Below are 15561 nucleotides of genomic sequence, written 5' to 3'. Positions count from 1 at the left end.
AGAGGAGAATGAGGGACGTGTCCGACATCGAATTCAGCAAGGGCCACGGCACCCAGAACGACTTCGTGGTGCTGCCCGACCTCGAGGTGCGCCTCGACCTGACCGCCGACCGCGTCGCCGCACTGTGCGACCGGCAGCGCGGCCTCGGCGCCGACGGTGTGCTGCGCGTGGCCGAGGCCGGTGCGCTGCTCGCCGCCGGTGTCCTGGAAGCCCTGCCGGAGGGCGTCGGCGCGGACGACTGGTTCATGGACTACCGCAACGGCGACGGTTCGATCGCCGAGATGTGCGGCAACGGGGTGCGGGTCTTCGCGCACTACCTCAACGCCACCGGGCTGGAGCAGCGCACCGAGTACGTCGTCGGCAGTCGTGCGGGCGCTCGCCCGGTCGTCGTGCACGAGGCAGGCCCGACCGACGGTGAGGTCACCGTGGACATGGGCGTTGTCCGTGAGCTCGGCCCCTCCACCGCCACGCTGGCCGGCTGGGCGCTGGCCGGAATCGGCATCGATGTCGGCAATCCGCACCTGGCCTGCGTCGACGACAGTATGACCGTCGACGCGCTGGCCAAACTCGACCTGAGCGTGTCGCCGGGCTTCGACCCCGACCTGTTCCCGCACGGTGTGAACGTCGAAATCCTCACCGCGCTCGACGCCGACAACGCCGTGGACATGCGCGTCTACGAACGCGGAGTCGGCGAAACCCGTTCCTGTGGAACCGGGACAGTGGCCGCGGCCGCCGCCGCGTTGACCGCCGCCGGGGTGTCGATCGGCACCGAATCCGGCGAGGTCACGGTGCGGGTTCCCGGCGGACAGGTACGCGTCGGCATCGCCGAAGCACGCGCCTGGCTGCGCGGTCCCTCGGTCCTGCTGGCCTCGGGAACGCTGTCGCAGTCCTGGTGGGACGCGCAGTAGCACCGATAACCGCGTGCACGCTGTCACCCGGACGTGGCAGCATGGAGAACGTATGACGAAACCAGTAGAACCCACAGAATCCACATCGGCCGAGCACACCACCGCGGCCGATCCCGACGTCGCCGCCGACCGCGGAGACGTCGATGATGCGTTGGCCCGCCACGCGGCCCGCATGAAACAGCCCGGTTGGGCGAGCGATCCGACGGTCGGCGAGATGCAGCTCGACGAGCGCAGCTCGTTGCGCCGCGTCGCGGGGCTGTCCACCGAACTCACCGATATCACCGAGGTCGAATACCGCCAGCTGCGCCTCGAGCGCGTCGTGCTGGTCGGTGTCTGGACCACCGGCAGCGTCGCCCAGGCCGACGCGAGCATGGTCGAGTTGGCCGCGCTCGCCGAGACAGCGGGCTCGGAGGTCCTCGAGGCCCTGATCCAGCGTCGCGACAAGCCCGATCCGGCCACCTACATCGGCTCCGGTAAGGCCGAGGAGTTGCGCACCGTCGTCCTCGACACCGGCGCCGACACGGTGATCTGCGACGGTGAACTCACGCCCGCCCAGCTCACCGCGCTGGAGAAGGTCGTCAAGGTGAAGGTCATCGACCGCACCGCGCTGATCCTCGACATCTTCGCCCAGCACGCCACCTCTCGCGAGGGCAAGGCCCAGGTCGCGTTGGCGCAGATGGAGTACATGCTGCCCCGCCTGCGCGGCTGGGGTGAGTCGATGTCGCGTCAGGCCGGTGGCCGGGCGGGCGGCGCCAGCGGTGGCGTCGGTACCCGTGGTCCCGGTGAGACCAAGATCGAAACCGATCGTCGTCGGATCCGGGAGCGGATGGCCAAACTCCGCCGCGAGATCCGGGAGATGAAGACCGCACGCGACACCATGCGCGCGCGCCGCAGCGAGAGCGGCGTTCCTTCGATCGCGATCGTCGGCTACACCAACGCGGGCAAGTCCAGCCTGATGAACTCGCTCACCGGCGCGGGCCTGCTCGTGCAGGACGCGCTGTTCGCCACCCTGGACCCGACCACTCGCCGGGCGGCGCTCGACGACGGTCGCGAGATGGTGTTCACCGATACCGTCGGCTTCGTTCGCCACCTGCCGACCCAGCTGGTCGAGGCTTTCCGCTCGACGCTGGAAGAGGTCACCGGCGCCGATCTGCTGCTGCACGTCGTCGACGGCGCCGACCCGCTGCCGCTCGAGCAGATCAGGGCGGTGCGTGAGGTGATCACCGATGTGATCAGGGAGCAGGGCACACCGGCACCGCCGGAACTGCTGGTGGTCAACAAGATCGACGCCGCCGACCCGAACGAACTCACCCGGTTGCGCGGCATGTTGCCGCAGGCGGCCTTCGTCTCGGCGCAGACCGGCGCGGGTGTGGAGGAGTTGCGGGAGCGGCTCTCCGAGGTGCTCGGCGGACTCGATGTCGACATCAGTGTGCTGCTGCCCTACAGCCGAGGGGACCTGCTCGCCCGCATCCACGCCGACGGTAGAATCGTCACCGCCGACCACGAAGAGGGCGGTACTCGGGTACGCGCGCGTGTGCCGCACGCCTTGGCCGCGGCCCTGTCCGAGTACGCCCATGCGGGTCCTGCCGAGCCGGCTCTCAGCTGATCTTTTTCGCTGATTTGCCTGCTGGTTGCGGACAAATGCCGATGCGACACAGGCATTTTCGGACGCTATGGTCGAATATCGACAGCAGGAGGGTGTTATGTCGAACGACCATCAAAGTATGGGAAATGTGACGCAGGACAGGGTCGCGGTGGGCGACCCTGTCCTCTCGGACGGGGCGCCGCTCGCCCCGACACCGAGTGAATGGGATATCCGGGCCTTCGAAGCGGTGCTCGCGCCGCTGCGGGCGTGGACCAGCCCCAAGTTCTACGGTCTGGAGAACATTCCGGCCGAAGGGCCGGTGCTGATCGTGGCCAACCACAACCTGCTCGGCTTGATCGACGCGCCGCTGATCCTGCCGGAGATCCTGCGGGAGCGCGGCAGGCTGGTGCGTGGCCTGGCCGAACACGTGTTGATGGTGCCCGGGGTGCGGGATTTCCTGCACCATTTCGGCACCGTCCGAGGGACCCGCTCGAACTGCCTGGCGCTGCTCGAGCGCGGGGAAGCGGTGGTGGTGTTCCCCGGTGGCGGCCGCGAGGCGATCCGCCGCAAGGGCGAGAAGTACGCGCTCAAGTGGGAGGGCCGCACCGGATTCGCGCGGATGGCGATTCAGGCGGGGGTGCCGATCGTGCCGCTGGCGATGATCGGCGCCGACGACGCCTACGACATCGTCTTCGACGGTCAGCATGCGGCGATGGCTCCGCTGCGCTGGACCTGCCGACTACTCGGCATCAATACCGAACTGAATCCGCCCCTGGTCAAGGGTGTCGGCCCGACGCCGCTGCCCCGACCGGAGCGGTTCTACTTCTCCGCGGGCGCCCCCATCGACCCGGCGCCGTGGTTGGAAGCCGACGACCTCGACGGTGCGGCCGCCGATCTGCGCGATGTGGTGCGCAAGGGACTCGAAGAAGAGTTGCAGTTCCTGTTCAACGAGCGCGAACGCGATACCGGCCGGACCCTGGTCGGTCGCCTGCGCAACGCGTTGCCCTGGTGACCGGAACCGCCTGATTCACCGGATCGGCGCCGCGAGGCAGACGCACGCGGACGGCGTGGAATGCCCGCGGCGCCGATCTCGTTACCCAGTTATACGGACCAGGGTCCGGATGTCGAAAGGGTGACGATGATCGTGACGGAGCAGGTCGAGGTCGTGCTCGGCGCGGACCGCAGGCGCTGGCGCAACGAATGGCTCGACTCACGGCAGTCGTTCCCGGTCACCGGCAATTTCGTCCTCGAGGACTACGCCCACGGTCTACTTCTCGTGCACAACGAGGACATCGTCGACCCGGGCGAGGGGTTCGATACCCATCAGCACCGCGATACCGAGATCCTCACCTGGGTCCTGGAAGGCACCGTGGTGCACCAGGATTCCACCGGGCATTCGGGCATGATCCGTCCCGGGCTCGCGCAGCGGATGAGCGCGGGTGCGGGCATCCTGCATTCGGAGCGCAACGGGGCGGGCTACCGCGAGAAGCAGCGCCTGCACGTCGTGCAGATGTGGATTCCGCCGGAGGAGACCGGCGTCGCGCCGAGCTACCAGGAACTCGACATCGAGGGCGAGCTCGCCCGCAACACGCTGGTGCCGGTGGCGTCCGGGATGCCGCGCCATCGCGGCGAGGCGGCGATCGGCATCGGCAACCGTCATGCCGCATTCCACGTCGCGCGTCTCGACCCCGGTCAGGCGATCACGGTCCCCGACGCGCCCTACGGGCACGTCTTCCTCGCCCGTGGCGCCGTCGACTACGAGGGCTACGGCGCGCTGCACCAGGGCGACGCCGTACGCCTGACAGCGACAGGCGGCCACCGCGTGACCGCGGTGACCGCCGCCGAGCTGCTGATCTGGGAGATGACCGCGACCGCGCGCCGCTAGACCTTGCGGATGACGGTGACGACCTTGCCCAGAATTTGCGCGTCGTTGCCGGGGATCGGTTCGAAGTGCGGGTTGTGTGGCATCAGCCACACGTCCTTGCCGCTGCGCTTGAAGGTCTTCACGGTAGCCTCGCCGTCGATCATCGCGGCGACGATGTCGCCACCCTCGGCGACATTCTGCTGACGCACCACGACGAAGTCGCCGTCGCAGATCGCCGCGTCGATCATCGACTGGCCGACCACCTTGAGTAGGAACAGCGAACCCTCGCCGACGAGTTCGCGCGGCAAGGGAAAAACGTCTTCCACTGCCTGCTCGGCCAGGATCGGGCCACCGGCGGCGATCCGGCCGAGGACGGGGACGAACGTCGGAGTCGGGCGACTCGGATCGACCTCGTCGGTCTGCTGGGGCAGCGTGGTGACCGAGCGGACCGCCTCGTCGAGTCCACGAACGTTCACCGCGCGCGGCCGATTCGGGTCTCGGCGTAGGTAGCCCTTGCGTTCGAGGGCGCGCAGCTGATGGGCCACCGAAGAGGTGGAGGTGAGGCCGACCGCGTCACCGATCTCGCGGATGCTGGGCGGATAGCCCCGTTCGGTCACCGAGGAGCGGATGACATCGAGGACCGTGCGTTGACGCACGGTGAGATCCGTTCCGGATCCCGATGTGACGGTGCCGGTGCCGCTTTCGTCACCCGTGTCGTCTGTGTGGGTCACCGTGTCCCGCCCTTCTGAGTTGTCGAATTGGCCATCTCGAGGCTAGTCGGGCCACGCCGAACAATCAAACATCTGTTCGAGCATGTCGGGCGTTTCGTGCTGACAGGGACGCGGGGATCTGGTAGAAATCGAACATCAGTTCGTCGCACAGGTGTTCGAACAGCGGGAGGCATTGCCGCCTCACCAGTACTTTCTCGCAGCAGCGGAGCACACCACCCCGGAGGTTCTTCCGATGAGCACAGCAACCAGCGCCCTGCGTTCCTCAGACCCCACCGCCGCCCCGGAGCCGATGCTCCGCCGACGCCGGACCGCCCGCACCCCACGACCTTTCGCCTTGGTCCGGCCGACGATGCCGCAGCCGGTCGGCGCCGAACCGCACGTGGTCGAAGCGTCGTCGACCACGGTGCTCGCCGACTCTGTCTCGACTCGTCGAGCCGCCGCCGCGCCCACGAATGTCGCGCGCAGTATCGTCCGATCCGGCGTGTTGAGCATGCCCGCGAACAACCTGCCTGCCGCCGAACCGGCCGATATCGTCCGTCCCGCTCGGCGCATCGCACTCACCGACGCCGAACTCGACCTCGCCTTCGCCACCGTGCCTCGCACTGCACCGCAACGTCGTGCGGTTGTTCGCCCGTCGGTCGAGCGCGGCCCACAGCTCCGCGCGCCGCGCAGTGAACTGTCGCTCTACTCCCGCGGTCCCGTGCGGACCGGCCGTGCCCGAGGTATGCATCCACTGCATCGGGTCGAGCAGGCCAAGGTGGGCTTCGCCGCACTGGCTGTCACGGCGTTGGTGACCGCGCTGATCGTCGTGGGTTTCCTCGGGCTGGCACACGTGCGGGCCGGCAGTTTCGTCGACCACGTCGACTCGACGATTCCCGGAACCTCGGAGCAGGCGGGCTTCGGGTCCGGCGCACGGTTCGAGCCGGGCCGATGAGTGGAAACAGCTGCGCGGAAACGTTTTCGGGGAGGTTTCGGCAGCCCGCGAGATCATCGGTATCGACGAATCGCATCCTGAAACTAGAACACGTTGCTACGGTGACGGGCATCCTGCATCGAGGCCGGGGCCTCGATCGAACCCGGATGCGAGGTCTCGGTGCGCCGCTGCTCGGTCGCTCTACTGCTCACTGTGGTGCTCGGCGCGCTGCTGGCACCCGCCGCGCACGCGGTTCCCGCCTACGCCGCCTACCTCGATCTGCCTGCTCTCAACGGTGACGGCGAATACGGTGGCGGCCTGCACCCCGAGCTCCCGCTGTCGCAGCCACCGCTGCGGGAAGCACTGACCCAGGCGCGGGCCGACGGCATCGACCCGGCGCGGTATGCGACGTTGCTGCACCAGTTTTGGCTCGTCGTAGCCACCGACAACGCCGCGATCGACCTCGAAGCCTGGGCGCCCGAGCACGGTGTCGCGGCCAATTCCGCCACCTTCAGCCAGGTGTACGTGAACTACTTCCGCCTCGCCGCCGCCCGCTCCGATCTCTACTGGGCGGGCATGGCCGGCATCGCGGGCGCGTCCTTCGCCGCGGGCTTCTTCGACGTCGGCGTCGTCGCCGGCGTCGTCTCCGTCGGCGGGATCCACGACCTCGGTAACACGGTGGCAGGCCTGCTCCGTGCCACTCCGCCGGAACTGCTCACCGGGGTACCGGCCGACATCACCGCCCTGGCCGTCCTCGGTCCGCGGCTGACCTTCGCCGACCTCGCCTGGTATCAGACCCGACTGACGATCATGCAGAAGCACATCTTCATCGACCTGGTCCCGATGCACGAGGCCTACCTGGCCGACGGAATGGCGGGTATCGACGAGATGTTCGCGGCCGGCCTGCTCGACGACGGCATGCGGGTGGCCTGGACTGGGATCGACGGCGGCACCGAAGCGGGTCGCGCCGACGCGCTGGTCGCCATGGCCGACCGGGAACAGAACCAGATCGTCGCCGACCAGTGGGATGTGACCGCGCGTGGCCGCGACGGCATGGGGCGGGTACTCACCTATGTCACCACCGTCGCGGGTAAGCCCGCCGTTCCCGGCACCCGTGCTCCCGGCGTGTACGCCCCGGTCACGGTGTGGTCGCCGATCGCCGCGGGGCAGCCGCTGGGTCTGCGGACGCCGCTGCCCGCGTTCAACTGGGCCGACCGCGAGACCCGCTGGGACTACATCGCCGCCGACCTGCTGCCACGTCATCTCGCCCTCGCGACCGACGCGGCAGCCGCGGCGACGGTGTATCGCGAACCGTTCGCGGTCAAGCTCGACCGGGGCCGGATGCTGGCTCGGTTACCCGACATCATCGCGGACCTGACCACGCAGTGGCAGGTTGTGCCATCCTGACCGGTATCCTGTCAAGAGCCATGGAATAGAAATGCGCATCGACGAAGGAACCCTCGGATGCATTGCCCGTATTGCCGACACCCCGACTCGCGCGTCGTCGACTCGCGGGAAGCCGAGGAAGGTACTGCGATCCGTCGCCGTCGATCCTGCCCGAGCTGTGGGCGCCGATTCACCACGGTCGAGACTGCGATCCTGTCGGTGGTCAAGCGCAGTGGCGTCACCGAGCCGTTCAGCCGCGAGAAGGTGATCGTCGGTGTGCGCCGCGCGTGCCAGGGTCGCGAAGTCGATGACGACGCCCTGAACCTGCTGGCCCAGCAGGTCGAAGACGCGGTGCGCGCCAAGGGTTCTCCCGAGGTGCCGAGCCACGAGGTCGGTCTGGCCATCCTCGGCCCGCTGCGCGACCTCGACGAAGTGGCGTATCTGCGCTTCGCCTCGGTGTACCGATCCTTCACCAGCGCGGCCGATTTCGAACGCGAGATCACCGAGATGCGCGCGGCCCGCGAGGCTGCCGCTGTCGCCGCGACCGACTGATCCGCGCCGCGACCTCGGTGGCGCCGTGGCGAAACCGCAACGGCCGCACCGATTTCAGCGACGGATCGTGCTGATCGCCTTCTCGATGCGCTTGGCCGATACCGGGTACGGCGTACCCAACTTCTGAGCGAAGAGACTTACTCGCAGTTCCTCGATCATCCACCAGATCTCGGTGACCTCACGGGCATTCTTGCGCCCGGGCGCCAGCGCGCTGACGAGCTTGTCGTAGGCGACGAGCATCCGATCCACCTCGACCATCCCCTGACGGTCGCGCACCGCCGAGCCCGGCAGCGATTCCAGGCGCTGGGCCGCGGCCAGCAGGTAGCGCGGGAGTTCACGCAGCCGCACCCGCCCCCATTCGGCGACGAAACCGGGGAAGAGCAGGTCGTCGAGTTGCTGGCGCACATCATCGGCGATATCGGTTTCGAGGGTGTCGGCCAGCGCAGCTCGCGCCTGCTGGGCGGCCGCCAGGACCGGAACGACGGTGCGGATCAGGGCGACGACCGCCGTGGACAGTTGCGGGCGGACGGCCGCCACGAGCTTGTCGAACTCCGCGGGCGTGCGAACCGGGCCGCCCGCCTTGGCGATGAGTTCGTCGGCGGCGGCGATCCGGCAGTCCTCGACCAGTTTGTCCAGCGACCCGTCAGGGTTCTGACTCAGCGCCAGCCGATCGCGGGCGGGCAGTCCGGCGGTGACCGCGCGCGTCGAGGTCGGGATCGCGGCGAGCAGCAGGGTGCGCACACCCGCTCGCATCGCGGCCGCCTGCTCGCCGGGCGAGCTCAGGACTCGCACCGCGACGCCCTCACCCTCGGGGACGAGGGCCGGGTACCCCGTCACGGTCTGGCCCGCGACCTCGCGGCTCACGGTCGGCGCGACCGAACCGAGCGACTCCGATGTCCACACCGTGGCGGGCGCACGCTCGGCACCGGCGGTGGCACGGGCCACCGACGCCGAAACCTGATCGGCCAGTTGCGCTTTGAGCTGTGGAAGACTCTTGTTCTTGGCCAGCACCGTGCCGCTCTGATCGACCGCGGCGAAGGTCATCCTCAGGTGATCCGGCAGCGCGGTGGGGGAGAGATCGTCGGTGGTGATGGTGACCGAACCCAGCCGCGACAATTCCCGGGAGAGCCCGGTGCGCAGCGGTTCGGCGCGCGGGGTCAGCGCGCGCAAGGCCGCCGACGCGAAGTCGGGCGCGGGAACGACCGCGCGCCGCAACGTCTTCGGGAGGGTTTTGATGAACGCGGCGGCCAGCTCTTCGCGCATGCCGGGGACCAGCCAGTCGAAGCCGACCGCCCGCACGTGCGCGAGCTGTTCCACCGGGATCCGCGCGGTGACGCCGTCGTCGTCGCGCCCCGGCTCGAACTGGTAGGTCAGTGGGAAGCTGAGCTCACCCTGGCGCCAGGCGTCGGGGAAGTCGGTCGGGTCGAGCGTGGCGATACCGGCATTGACCACGGTGTCGGTCGAGAAGTCCAGCAGCGCGGGATCTTTACGCTCGGTTTTGCGCCACCAGCTGTCGAAATGGCGCACCGACACGATGTCGGCGGGGACGCGCTTGTCGTAGAACTCGAACAGCACCTCGTCGTCGACGAGGATGTCGCGTCGCCGGGCCCGATGTTCGAGGTCGGCGACATCATCGATCAGGGCCCGATTGCGGGCGAAGAACCCGTGCCGCGTCTGCCATTCGCCCTGTACCAGGGCATGGCGCAAGAACAGCTCGCGCGAGAGCTCCGGGTCGATGCGCCCGAAGTCCACCGGCCGCCCGGTCACCAACGGCACGCCGTACAGCGTCGCCCGCTCGTAGGCGCGCGCCGAACCACGCTTGGACGACCAATGTGGTTCGGAGTAGGTACGTTTCACCAGATCACCGGCGAGCCGTTCGGCCCACTCCGGCTCCACTTTCGCCGCGATCCGCCCCCACAGCCGCGAGGTCTCCACCAGCTCGGCCGCCATCACCCAGCGCGGCGCCTTCTTGGCCAGCGACGACCCGGGGAAGATCATGAACTTCGCATTGCGCGCCCCGAGGAACTCCCGCGACTCCGCCTCGCGCACACCGATATGCGAGAGCATGCCCGCCAGCAGCGACTGGTGGATCTGCGTACTCGGCCATGGCATCGCGTCGTCATCGGACGAATCCGCCGACCCGGCAACGGCTTTCACGGGCGCGGCGTGCTGCCCACGTGGGGCTCCGCCGCCGCGGCGTCGTGACCGCCCGCCCGCTTGGCGCGAGCCGTCGGCCTTGGTGCTCACACGGTCGGCGGTAGCGTTCGAACCGGCGTTCGTCTGTTCTCGGCCGGCGCCCGCGTCGTTCCAGCCCATCCCGCGGGCGATCGTGCGCAGCTGGCCGTGCAGGTCCTGCCACTCCCTGATGCGCAGGTAGTGCAGGAACTCCTCGCGGCACATCCGGCGGAACTGGTTGGACGACAGCGATTTCCGCTGCTCGGTGAGGTAATCCCACAGCCGCAGGTAGGCCAGGAAATCCGAGCCCTCGACAACGAAGCGCGCGTGCTGGGTGTCGGCCGCCTGCTGATGCTCGACAGGACGTTCGCGCACATCCTGAATCGACAGCGCCGCGACAATGATCAGTACCTCGTCGAGGCACCCGTTGCGCTGCGCTTCGACGAGCATGCGCGCCATCCGCGGGTCCACCGGCAGCTGGGCCATCTCCCGCCCGATCGGCGTGAGGGTGAGATGTCCGCCCGAATCAGCTTCGCCGTCAACAGATTTCGTGCTCCCGTGCGCCAACGCGCCCAGCTCTTCGAGCAGCGCGATGCCGTCGCGAATGGCGCGCCGATCGGGGGCCTCCACGAACGGGAAACTCTCGATGTCGCCGAGCCCCAGCGCCGTCATCTGCAGGATGACCGCCGCGAGGTTGGTGCGCAGGATCTCCGGCTCGGTGAACGCGGGCCGCGCCTCGAAATCGTCCTCGGAATACAGCCGGATACAGATACCGTCCGCCACGCGACCACAGCGACCCGATCGCTGCCGCGCCGAGGCCTGCGAGACCTCTTCGATCGGCAGCCGCTGCACCTTGGTGCGCATCGAATAGCGCGAAATGCGGGCTGTACCGGGGTCGATGACGTAGCGGATGCCCGGCACCGTCAGCGAGGTCTCGGCGACATTGGTGGCCAGCACCACCCGGCGCCCGGTATGTGGGGCGAAGACCTTGTGCTGTTCGGCGGCCGAGAGCCGCGCGTACAGCGGCACGATCTCGGTGCGGGGCAGTTTCAGGTCGCGCAGGGCGTCGGCGGTGTCACGGATCTCGCGTTCGCCCGACAGGAACACCAGCACGTCACCGTCGCCCTCGGCGAACAGTTCGACGACCCCGTCGGCGATGGCGTCGGTGGGGTCGCGGTCGACGACGCGGGTGTCCTCGTCCTCGTCGGTGCCGGGGAGTTCCAACGACAGTGGCCGGTACCGCAACTCCACCGGATACGACCGACCCGACACTTCGACGATCGGCGCGGGAACGCCTTGCGCATCGGCGAAATGGCGGGCGAACAGTTCGGGATCGATCGTCGCCGAGGTGATGATCACCTTGAGATCGGGCCGCTGCGGCAGTAACTGCTTCAGATATCCGAGCAGGAAGTCGATATTGAGGCTGCGCTCATGGGCCTCGTCGATGATGATCGTGTCGTAGCGGCGCAGCATCCGGTCGCGCTGGATCTCGGCGAGCAGGATGCCGTCGGTCATGAGTTTGACCAGCGTGCGATCCGACGCCTGATCGGTGAACCGGACCGTGTAGCCGACCACGTCACCCAGTTCGGTGCGCAGTTCCTCGGCGATGCGTTCGGCCACGGTGCGCGCGGCGAGCCTGCGCGGCTGGGTGTGCCCGATGGTGCCGCGGATTCCGCGACCGAGTTCGAGACAGATCTTCGGGATCTGGGTGGTCTTGCCGGAACCGGTCTCACCGGCCACGATCACGACCTGATGGGCGGCGATCGCCGCGGCGATGTCGTCGCGGCGCGCGGAAACGGGGAGTTGTTCGGGGTAGGTGATCTGCGGAAGCGCCGCGCGGCGATTGGCCACGCGGGTTTCGGCCGTGGCGACCTCGGCCTCGATGGCGGGTAGGTCGTCGAGGCGCGCACGGTCGAGCTTGCGCCGGAGCCGATGTTCATCGCGCAGCGAGACCTCCGCCAGGCGGGTGCGCAGCGCGCGGGTTCCGGTGCTAGCTGTCCTGGTCATTGCGCCTACCAGCCTAGCGAAGCCCGCCACCGGTTTTCCCCCGCGTTGCCCGCTCGCGCCCTCGCGGAGACCAACGACACACCGCGACGTCTGCCCGTCGCGGTCCGCGCGTCCCGCGATCACGCGCGACGCGACGGGCGCGCGAGCTCGAGCTCCCGGTCAGCGAGGCTGCGTCATGCGAAGATCCCGGCACGAGCGGTCGATGGGCGCAGCAGGACCGCCACAGCATTCGGAGAGGGCGCGGCATGAGTGCATCGGTGCGGACGGCGTGGTGGATCAGGGCCTACCGGATCGCCTTCGGGTTGCTCGGGATCCTCGCCCTGGTGTGGATTCCGCTGCGGAACATGGACTCGGCGAGCTTCTCACTCACGAACTACCTGAGCTACTTCACCATCGAGTCCAACATCTTGACCGTGATCGTGCTGCTCGTCGGGGGCACTCTCGCCCCGCAGAGCCCGCGCTGGCAGACGTTTCGCGGAGCTGTCACCCTGTACATGCTCATCACGATGGTCGTCTACGCGGTCCTGCTGGCCGACGTCGACGTGATGCTCACCGACAAGTGGATCAACGATGTCCTGCACCGCATCGTGCCGCTGGTCCTGCTGCTGGACTGGTTGTTCGTCGCGATGGCCGCGCGACTTCGCCCCAGCCCCGAACTGATCGGCCTGTGGCTGATCTTCCCGGTGGCCTACGGCGTCTACAGCCTGATCCGCGGCCCGATCGTCGACTGGTACCCCTACCCGTTCATCGACCCGCGCACCCAGGGATATGTGTCGCTGACGATCGGGCTCGCGGTATTGCTGGTGGTGTTCGTCGTGCTCGCGGTTGCCATGGCGTCGCTGGGAGACCTGCCCGCTCGGTGGCGTGAACGCAAGTCCGAAGTCTGACCCACGGCGGGCCCGGTGCGCGGGTTCGCGCCGGGTGGGGTAAATGTGGACCCATGAATGCGCTCTGGCATGGATTCGCCGATATGGGTGCCGTCAATCGTGACGGTGCGTTCGTTGTCGCTCGCGGCGAGGGCGCCTACGTCTTCGACACCGCGGGCAAGCGCTACCTCGATGCCACCGCCGGGCTGTGGTTCGCCAACGTGGGGCACGGTCGCGGGGAGATCGCCGACGCCGTCGCCGATCAGTTGCGCACCATCGCGCACTACTCCAACTTCGGCGACCTCACCGAAGCTCCCACCCAGGAACTCGCCGAGAAACTCGCGTCGATCGCGCCCGTTCCCGGCAGCAAGATCTTCTTCACCTCCGGCGGCTCCGATTCGGTGGAGACCGCGGCCAAGCTGGCCCGCCGCTACTGGCACGAACAGGGCCGCGCCGACAAGAAGATCCTGGTCGGTCGTCGGTTGGCCTACCACGGCATGCATTACGCGAGCACCGCGCTCGGCGGCCTGACGCCGAACAAGGAGGGCTACGGCGTGCTGGTCGCCGACACCCGCACGGTCGAATGGGACGACGCGAAGTCGCTGCTCGCCCTGATCGAAGAGGTCGGCGCCGAGCAGATCGCCGCGTTCTTCTGCGAACCGATCATCGGTGCAGGCGGGGTGTACCTGCCGCCCGAGGGCTACCTGGCCGAGGTCCGCCAGATCTGCCGCGACCACGACATCCTGTTCGTCGCCGATGAGGTCGTCACCGGGTTCGGCCGCATCGGTGGCTCCTGGTTCGCCTCCACCCGCTTCGACCTGCAGCCCGATCTGATGACCACCGCCAAGGGCCTCACCTCCGGCTACCTTCCGATGGGCGCGGTCTTCATCGCCCCCCACGTGGCCGAGCCCTTCTACGCCGGTGGCACCTGGTTCCGCCACGGCTACACCTACGGCGGCCACGCCGGTGCGGCCGCCGCGGCCCTGGCCAACCTCGCCATCGTCGAACGCGAAGGTCTGCTCGAAGAGGCCGCCCGCCTCGAATCCACCCTGCACACCGCGTTGGCTCCCTTGGCCGATCACCCTCGCGTCGCCGAAGTCCGTAGCGGTCTCGGCGCCGTGGCCGCGGTCCAACTCGCCGACCCCTCCGAAGGCCCCGCCCTGGTGAAAACGCTGCGCGAACACGGCATCTCGGGCCGCGCCGCCGGAGCGGGCGCGATGCAGATCTCGCCCTCGTTCGTCATGACCGACGCGCAGGTCGCCGATCTCGCTGCCGGATTCGCCCGCGCCCTCGGCTGATTCGTCCGCCGGTTCAGTGATACCCCGGGGAACTCAGTCGTCGTCGGTGAGATGGCGGAGGCGGGTGTTGAGATAGCGCTGCTCGGGAATGCTGGCGGTGAGTTGTGCCGCGCGGCGGTAGCTTTCGAGGGCCGCGGGCCGGTCGCCGATCAATTCGAGCAGGTGGGCGCGCACCGCGTGGGTGCGGTGATGGCGGACCATCAGTGGGTCGTCGAGTAGCGGATCCACCAGGGCCAGCCCGTCTCTCGGGTCGAAGGCCGTGCCGACGGCGACCGCGCGATTGAGCGTGACGATCGGGCCGGGCGCGATGCGGTCGAGCATGGCGTAGAGGATGCTGATCTGGCGCCAGTCGGTGCTCGCCCACGTTGGAGATTCGGCGTGGACCGCCGCGATCGCCGCTTGGAGCTGGAACCGGCCGACGTGACCGTGGGGCAGTACCCGCTCGAGGATCGCCACTCCCTCGGCGATCATCGGTTGATCCCAGCGCGTGCGGTCCTGCTCGGCCAGCGGCACCAGTTCGCCGTCCCGCGTGCGGGCAGCGGAGCGGGCGTGGGTGAGCAGCATCAGGGCCAGCGCACCGGTGATCTCGTCGTGGTCGGGGATCACCGCGTGGAGTTGGCGGGTCAGGCGAATGGCCTCGTCGGCCATGGTCCGGTCGACCAGCGTGCCACCGGCCGAGCGGGTGTGTCCTTCGGCGAACAGCAGGTGGCACACATCGAGCACGGCGGCGATGCGGGCGGGCAGGTCGGCCTGCGCGGGCAGCTCGAATACCGCACCGGCCGCACGCAGCGTCGCCCTGGCCCTGGTCAGCCGCTGGGTCATCGTCCGTTCCGGGACGAGGTAGGCGGCGGCGATCTGTGCGGTACTCAGCCCGGCCACGGCGTGCAGGGTGAGAGCGACCTGGGAGGGGCGGCTCAGGCTCGGGTGGCAGCACAGCAGCAGCAGTCGCAGGGTGTCGTCGGCGTCGTCGGCAGACGCGTCGGCGGGTGGTGCGAGGAAGGTATCGGCCGGTCGGGCGCGTGCGACGGCCTGCTCGCGTCCGCACCGTGCCTGGTCGGCTCGGACGCGGTCGATCAGTCGCCGCGAAGCCACCGTGACGAGCCAGCCGCGCGGGTTGGCCGGCAGTCCGTCCCGGGGCCACTGGGTCGCTGCCGCAGCGGCCGCTTCCTGGGCGGCGTCTTCGCACTCGCCCAGGTCGCTGTGTCGGCGCAGCAGGGCGGCCAGAACGTGCGGCGCCTCCTGCCGCCACACGTCCTCGACCGCGCTCGCGTTCATC

Annotated in this window: 12 protein-coding genes; 9 read left to right on the top strand and 3 right to left on the bottom strand. The window is 68.7% G+C overall.

What is annotated here, in order from left to right:
* The first annotated feature begins 26 nt into the window (after positions 1-26).
* From dapF to ASD42_RS06260, 4 genes are all read left to right on the top strand, one after another.
* A complete protein-coding gene (gene dapF, locus ASD42_RS06275; protein ID WP_056815576.1) occupies positions 27-908 on the top strand; it encodes a diaminopimelate epimerase in 882 nt (293 codons plus the stop codon).
* Between the two features lie 172 nt (positions 909-1080).
* The gene (gene hflX / locus ASD42_RS06270) at positions 1081-2514 is read left to right on the top strand and encodes a GTPase HflX (protein WP_056815573.1); all 1434 of its coding nucleotides are present in this window, start codon (positions 1081-1083) and stop codon (positions 2512-2514) included.
* Between the two features lie 118 nt (positions 2515-2632).
* Positions 2633-3505, top strand: a complete 873-nt coding sequence (locus ASD42_RS06265; protein WP_063893569.1) for a lysophospholipid acyltransferase family protein — start codon at positions 2633-2635, stop codon at positions 3503-3505.
* A gap of 126 nt (positions 3506-3631) precedes the next feature.
* Positions 3632-4378: a pirin family protein gene (locus ASD42_RS06260; RefSeq protein WP_056815571.1), complete on the top strand. Its 747-nt coding sequence runs from the start codon at positions 3632-3634 to the stop codon at positions 4376-4378.
* Here the strand turns inward: ASD42_RS06260 and lexA are convergent.
* Positions 4375-5013 carry a transcriptional repressor LexA gene (lexA, locus tag ASD42_RS06255; protein ID WP_235569435.1) on the bottom strand — a complete coding sequence of 213 codons (639 nt, stop codon included), beginning with the start codon at positions 5011-5013 and terminating at the stop codon, positions 4375-4377. The two genes, ASD42_RS06260 and lexA, sit on opposite strands and share 4 nt — an antisense overlap.
* A 307-nt stretch (positions 5014-5320) precedes the next feature.
* Here lexA and ASD42_RS06250 point away from each other — a divergent pair, with 307 nt between their 5' ends.
* The 3 genes from ASD42_RS06250 (at position 5321) to nrdR (ending at position 7939) form a co-directional block, all read left to right on the top strand.
* Positions 5321-6022, top strand: a complete 702-nt coding sequence (locus ASD42_RS06250; protein WP_131816629.1) for a hypothetical protein — start codon at positions 5321-5323, stop codon at positions 6020-6022.
* Between the two features lie 159 nt (positions 6023-6181).
* A complete protein-coding gene (locus ASD42_RS06245; RefSeq protein ID WP_084787021.1) occupies positions 6182-7408 on the top strand; it encodes a hypothetical protein in 1227 nt (408 codons plus the stop codon).
* A gap of 57 nt (positions 7409-7465) precedes the next feature.
* Positions 7466-7939 (top strand): transcriptional regulator NrdR, encoded by a 474-nt coding sequence (nrdR, locus tag ASD42_RS06240; protein WP_056811361.1) that lies wholly within the window; start codon positions 7466-7468, stop codon positions 7937-7939.
* 54 nt (positions 7940-7993) lie between these two features.
* On the opposite strand, the gene hrpA is transcribed toward nrdR, so the two are convergent.
* Positions 7994-12121 carry an ATP-dependent RNA helicase HrpA gene (gene hrpA / locus ASD42_RS06235; RefSeq protein ID WP_056811359.1) on the bottom strand — a complete coding sequence of 1376 codons (4128 nt, stop codon included), beginning with the start codon at positions 12119-12121 and terminating at the stop codon, positions 7994-7996.
* A gap of 245 nt (positions 12122-12366) precedes the next feature.
* Between hrpA and ASD42_RS06230 the strand changes: the two genes are divergently transcribed.
* The gene (locus tag ASD42_RS06230; RefSeq protein WP_056811356.1) at positions 12367-13008 is read left to right on the top strand and encodes a Pr6Pr family membrane protein; all 642 of its coding nucleotides are present in this window, start codon (positions 12367-12369) and stop codon (positions 13006-13008) included.
* A gap of 53 nt (positions 13009-13061) precedes the next feature.
* Positions 13062-14285: an aminotransferase family protein gene (locus ASD42_RS06225; RefSeq protein WP_056811353.1), complete on the top strand. Its 1224-nt coding sequence runs from the start codon at positions 13062-13064 to the stop codon at positions 14283-14285.
* Between the two features lie 33 nt (positions 14286-14318).
* Here ASD42_RS06225 and ASD42_RS06220 read toward each other — a convergent pair whose 3' ends face one another.
* Positions 14319-15560, bottom strand: coding sequence for an RNA polymerase sigma factor (locus ASD42_RS06220; protein ID WP_056811350.1), 1242 nt, complete (start codon positions 15558-15560; stop codon positions 14319-14321).
* Between the last annotated feature and the right edge of the window lies 1 nt (position 15561).

The sequence above is a fragment of the Nocardia sp. Root136 genome (assembly GCF_001427185.1).
Classification (GTDB): Bacteria; Actinomycetota; Actinomycetes; order Mycobacteriales; family Mycobacteriaceae; genus Nocardia; species Nocardia salmonicida.
The sequence above is the reverse complement of the archived record's forward strand: the minus strand, read 5'-3'. Positions and strand labels throughout refer to the sequence as shown.

Excerpts from the sequence above, each read along its gene's own strand:
- hflX (WP_056815573.1), top strand. The coding sequence starts at position 1,081 with ATGAAACAGCCCGGTTGGGCGAGCGATCCGACGGTCGGCGAGATGCAG.
- ASD42_RS06265 (WP_063893569.1), top strand. The coding sequence starts at position 2,633 with ATGGGAAATGTGACGCAGGACAGGGTCGCGGTGGGCGACCCTGTCCTC.
- ASD42_RS06260 (WP_056815571.1), top strand. The coding sequence starts at position 3,632 with ATGATCGTGACGGAGCAGGTCGAGGTCGTGCTCGGCGCGGACCGCAGG.
- ASD42_RS06250 (WP_131816629.1), top strand. The coding sequence starts at position 5,321 with ATGAGCACAGCAACCAGCGCCCTGCGTTCCTCAGACCCCACCGCCGCC.
- nrdR (WP_056811361.1), top strand. The coding sequence starts at position 7,466 with ATGCATTGCCCGTATTGCCGACACCCCGACTCGCGCGTCGTCGACTCG.
- hrpA (WP_056811359.1), bottom strand. The coding sequence starts at position 12,121 with ATGACCAGGACAGCTAGCACCGGAACCCGCGCGCTGCGCACCCGCCTG.
- ASD42_RS06230 (WP_056811356.1), top strand. The coding sequence starts at position 12,367 with ATGAGTGCATCGGTGCGGACGGCGTGGTGGATCAGGGCCTACCGGATC.
- ASD42_RS06225 (WP_056811353.1), top strand. The coding sequence starts at position 13,062 with ATGAATGCGCTCTGGCATGGATTCGCCGATATGGGTGCCGTCAATCGT.
- ASD42_RS06220 (WP_056811350.1), bottom strand. The coding sequence starts at position 15,560 with ATGAACGCGAGCGCGGTCGAGGACGTGTGGCGGCAGGAGGCGCCGCAC.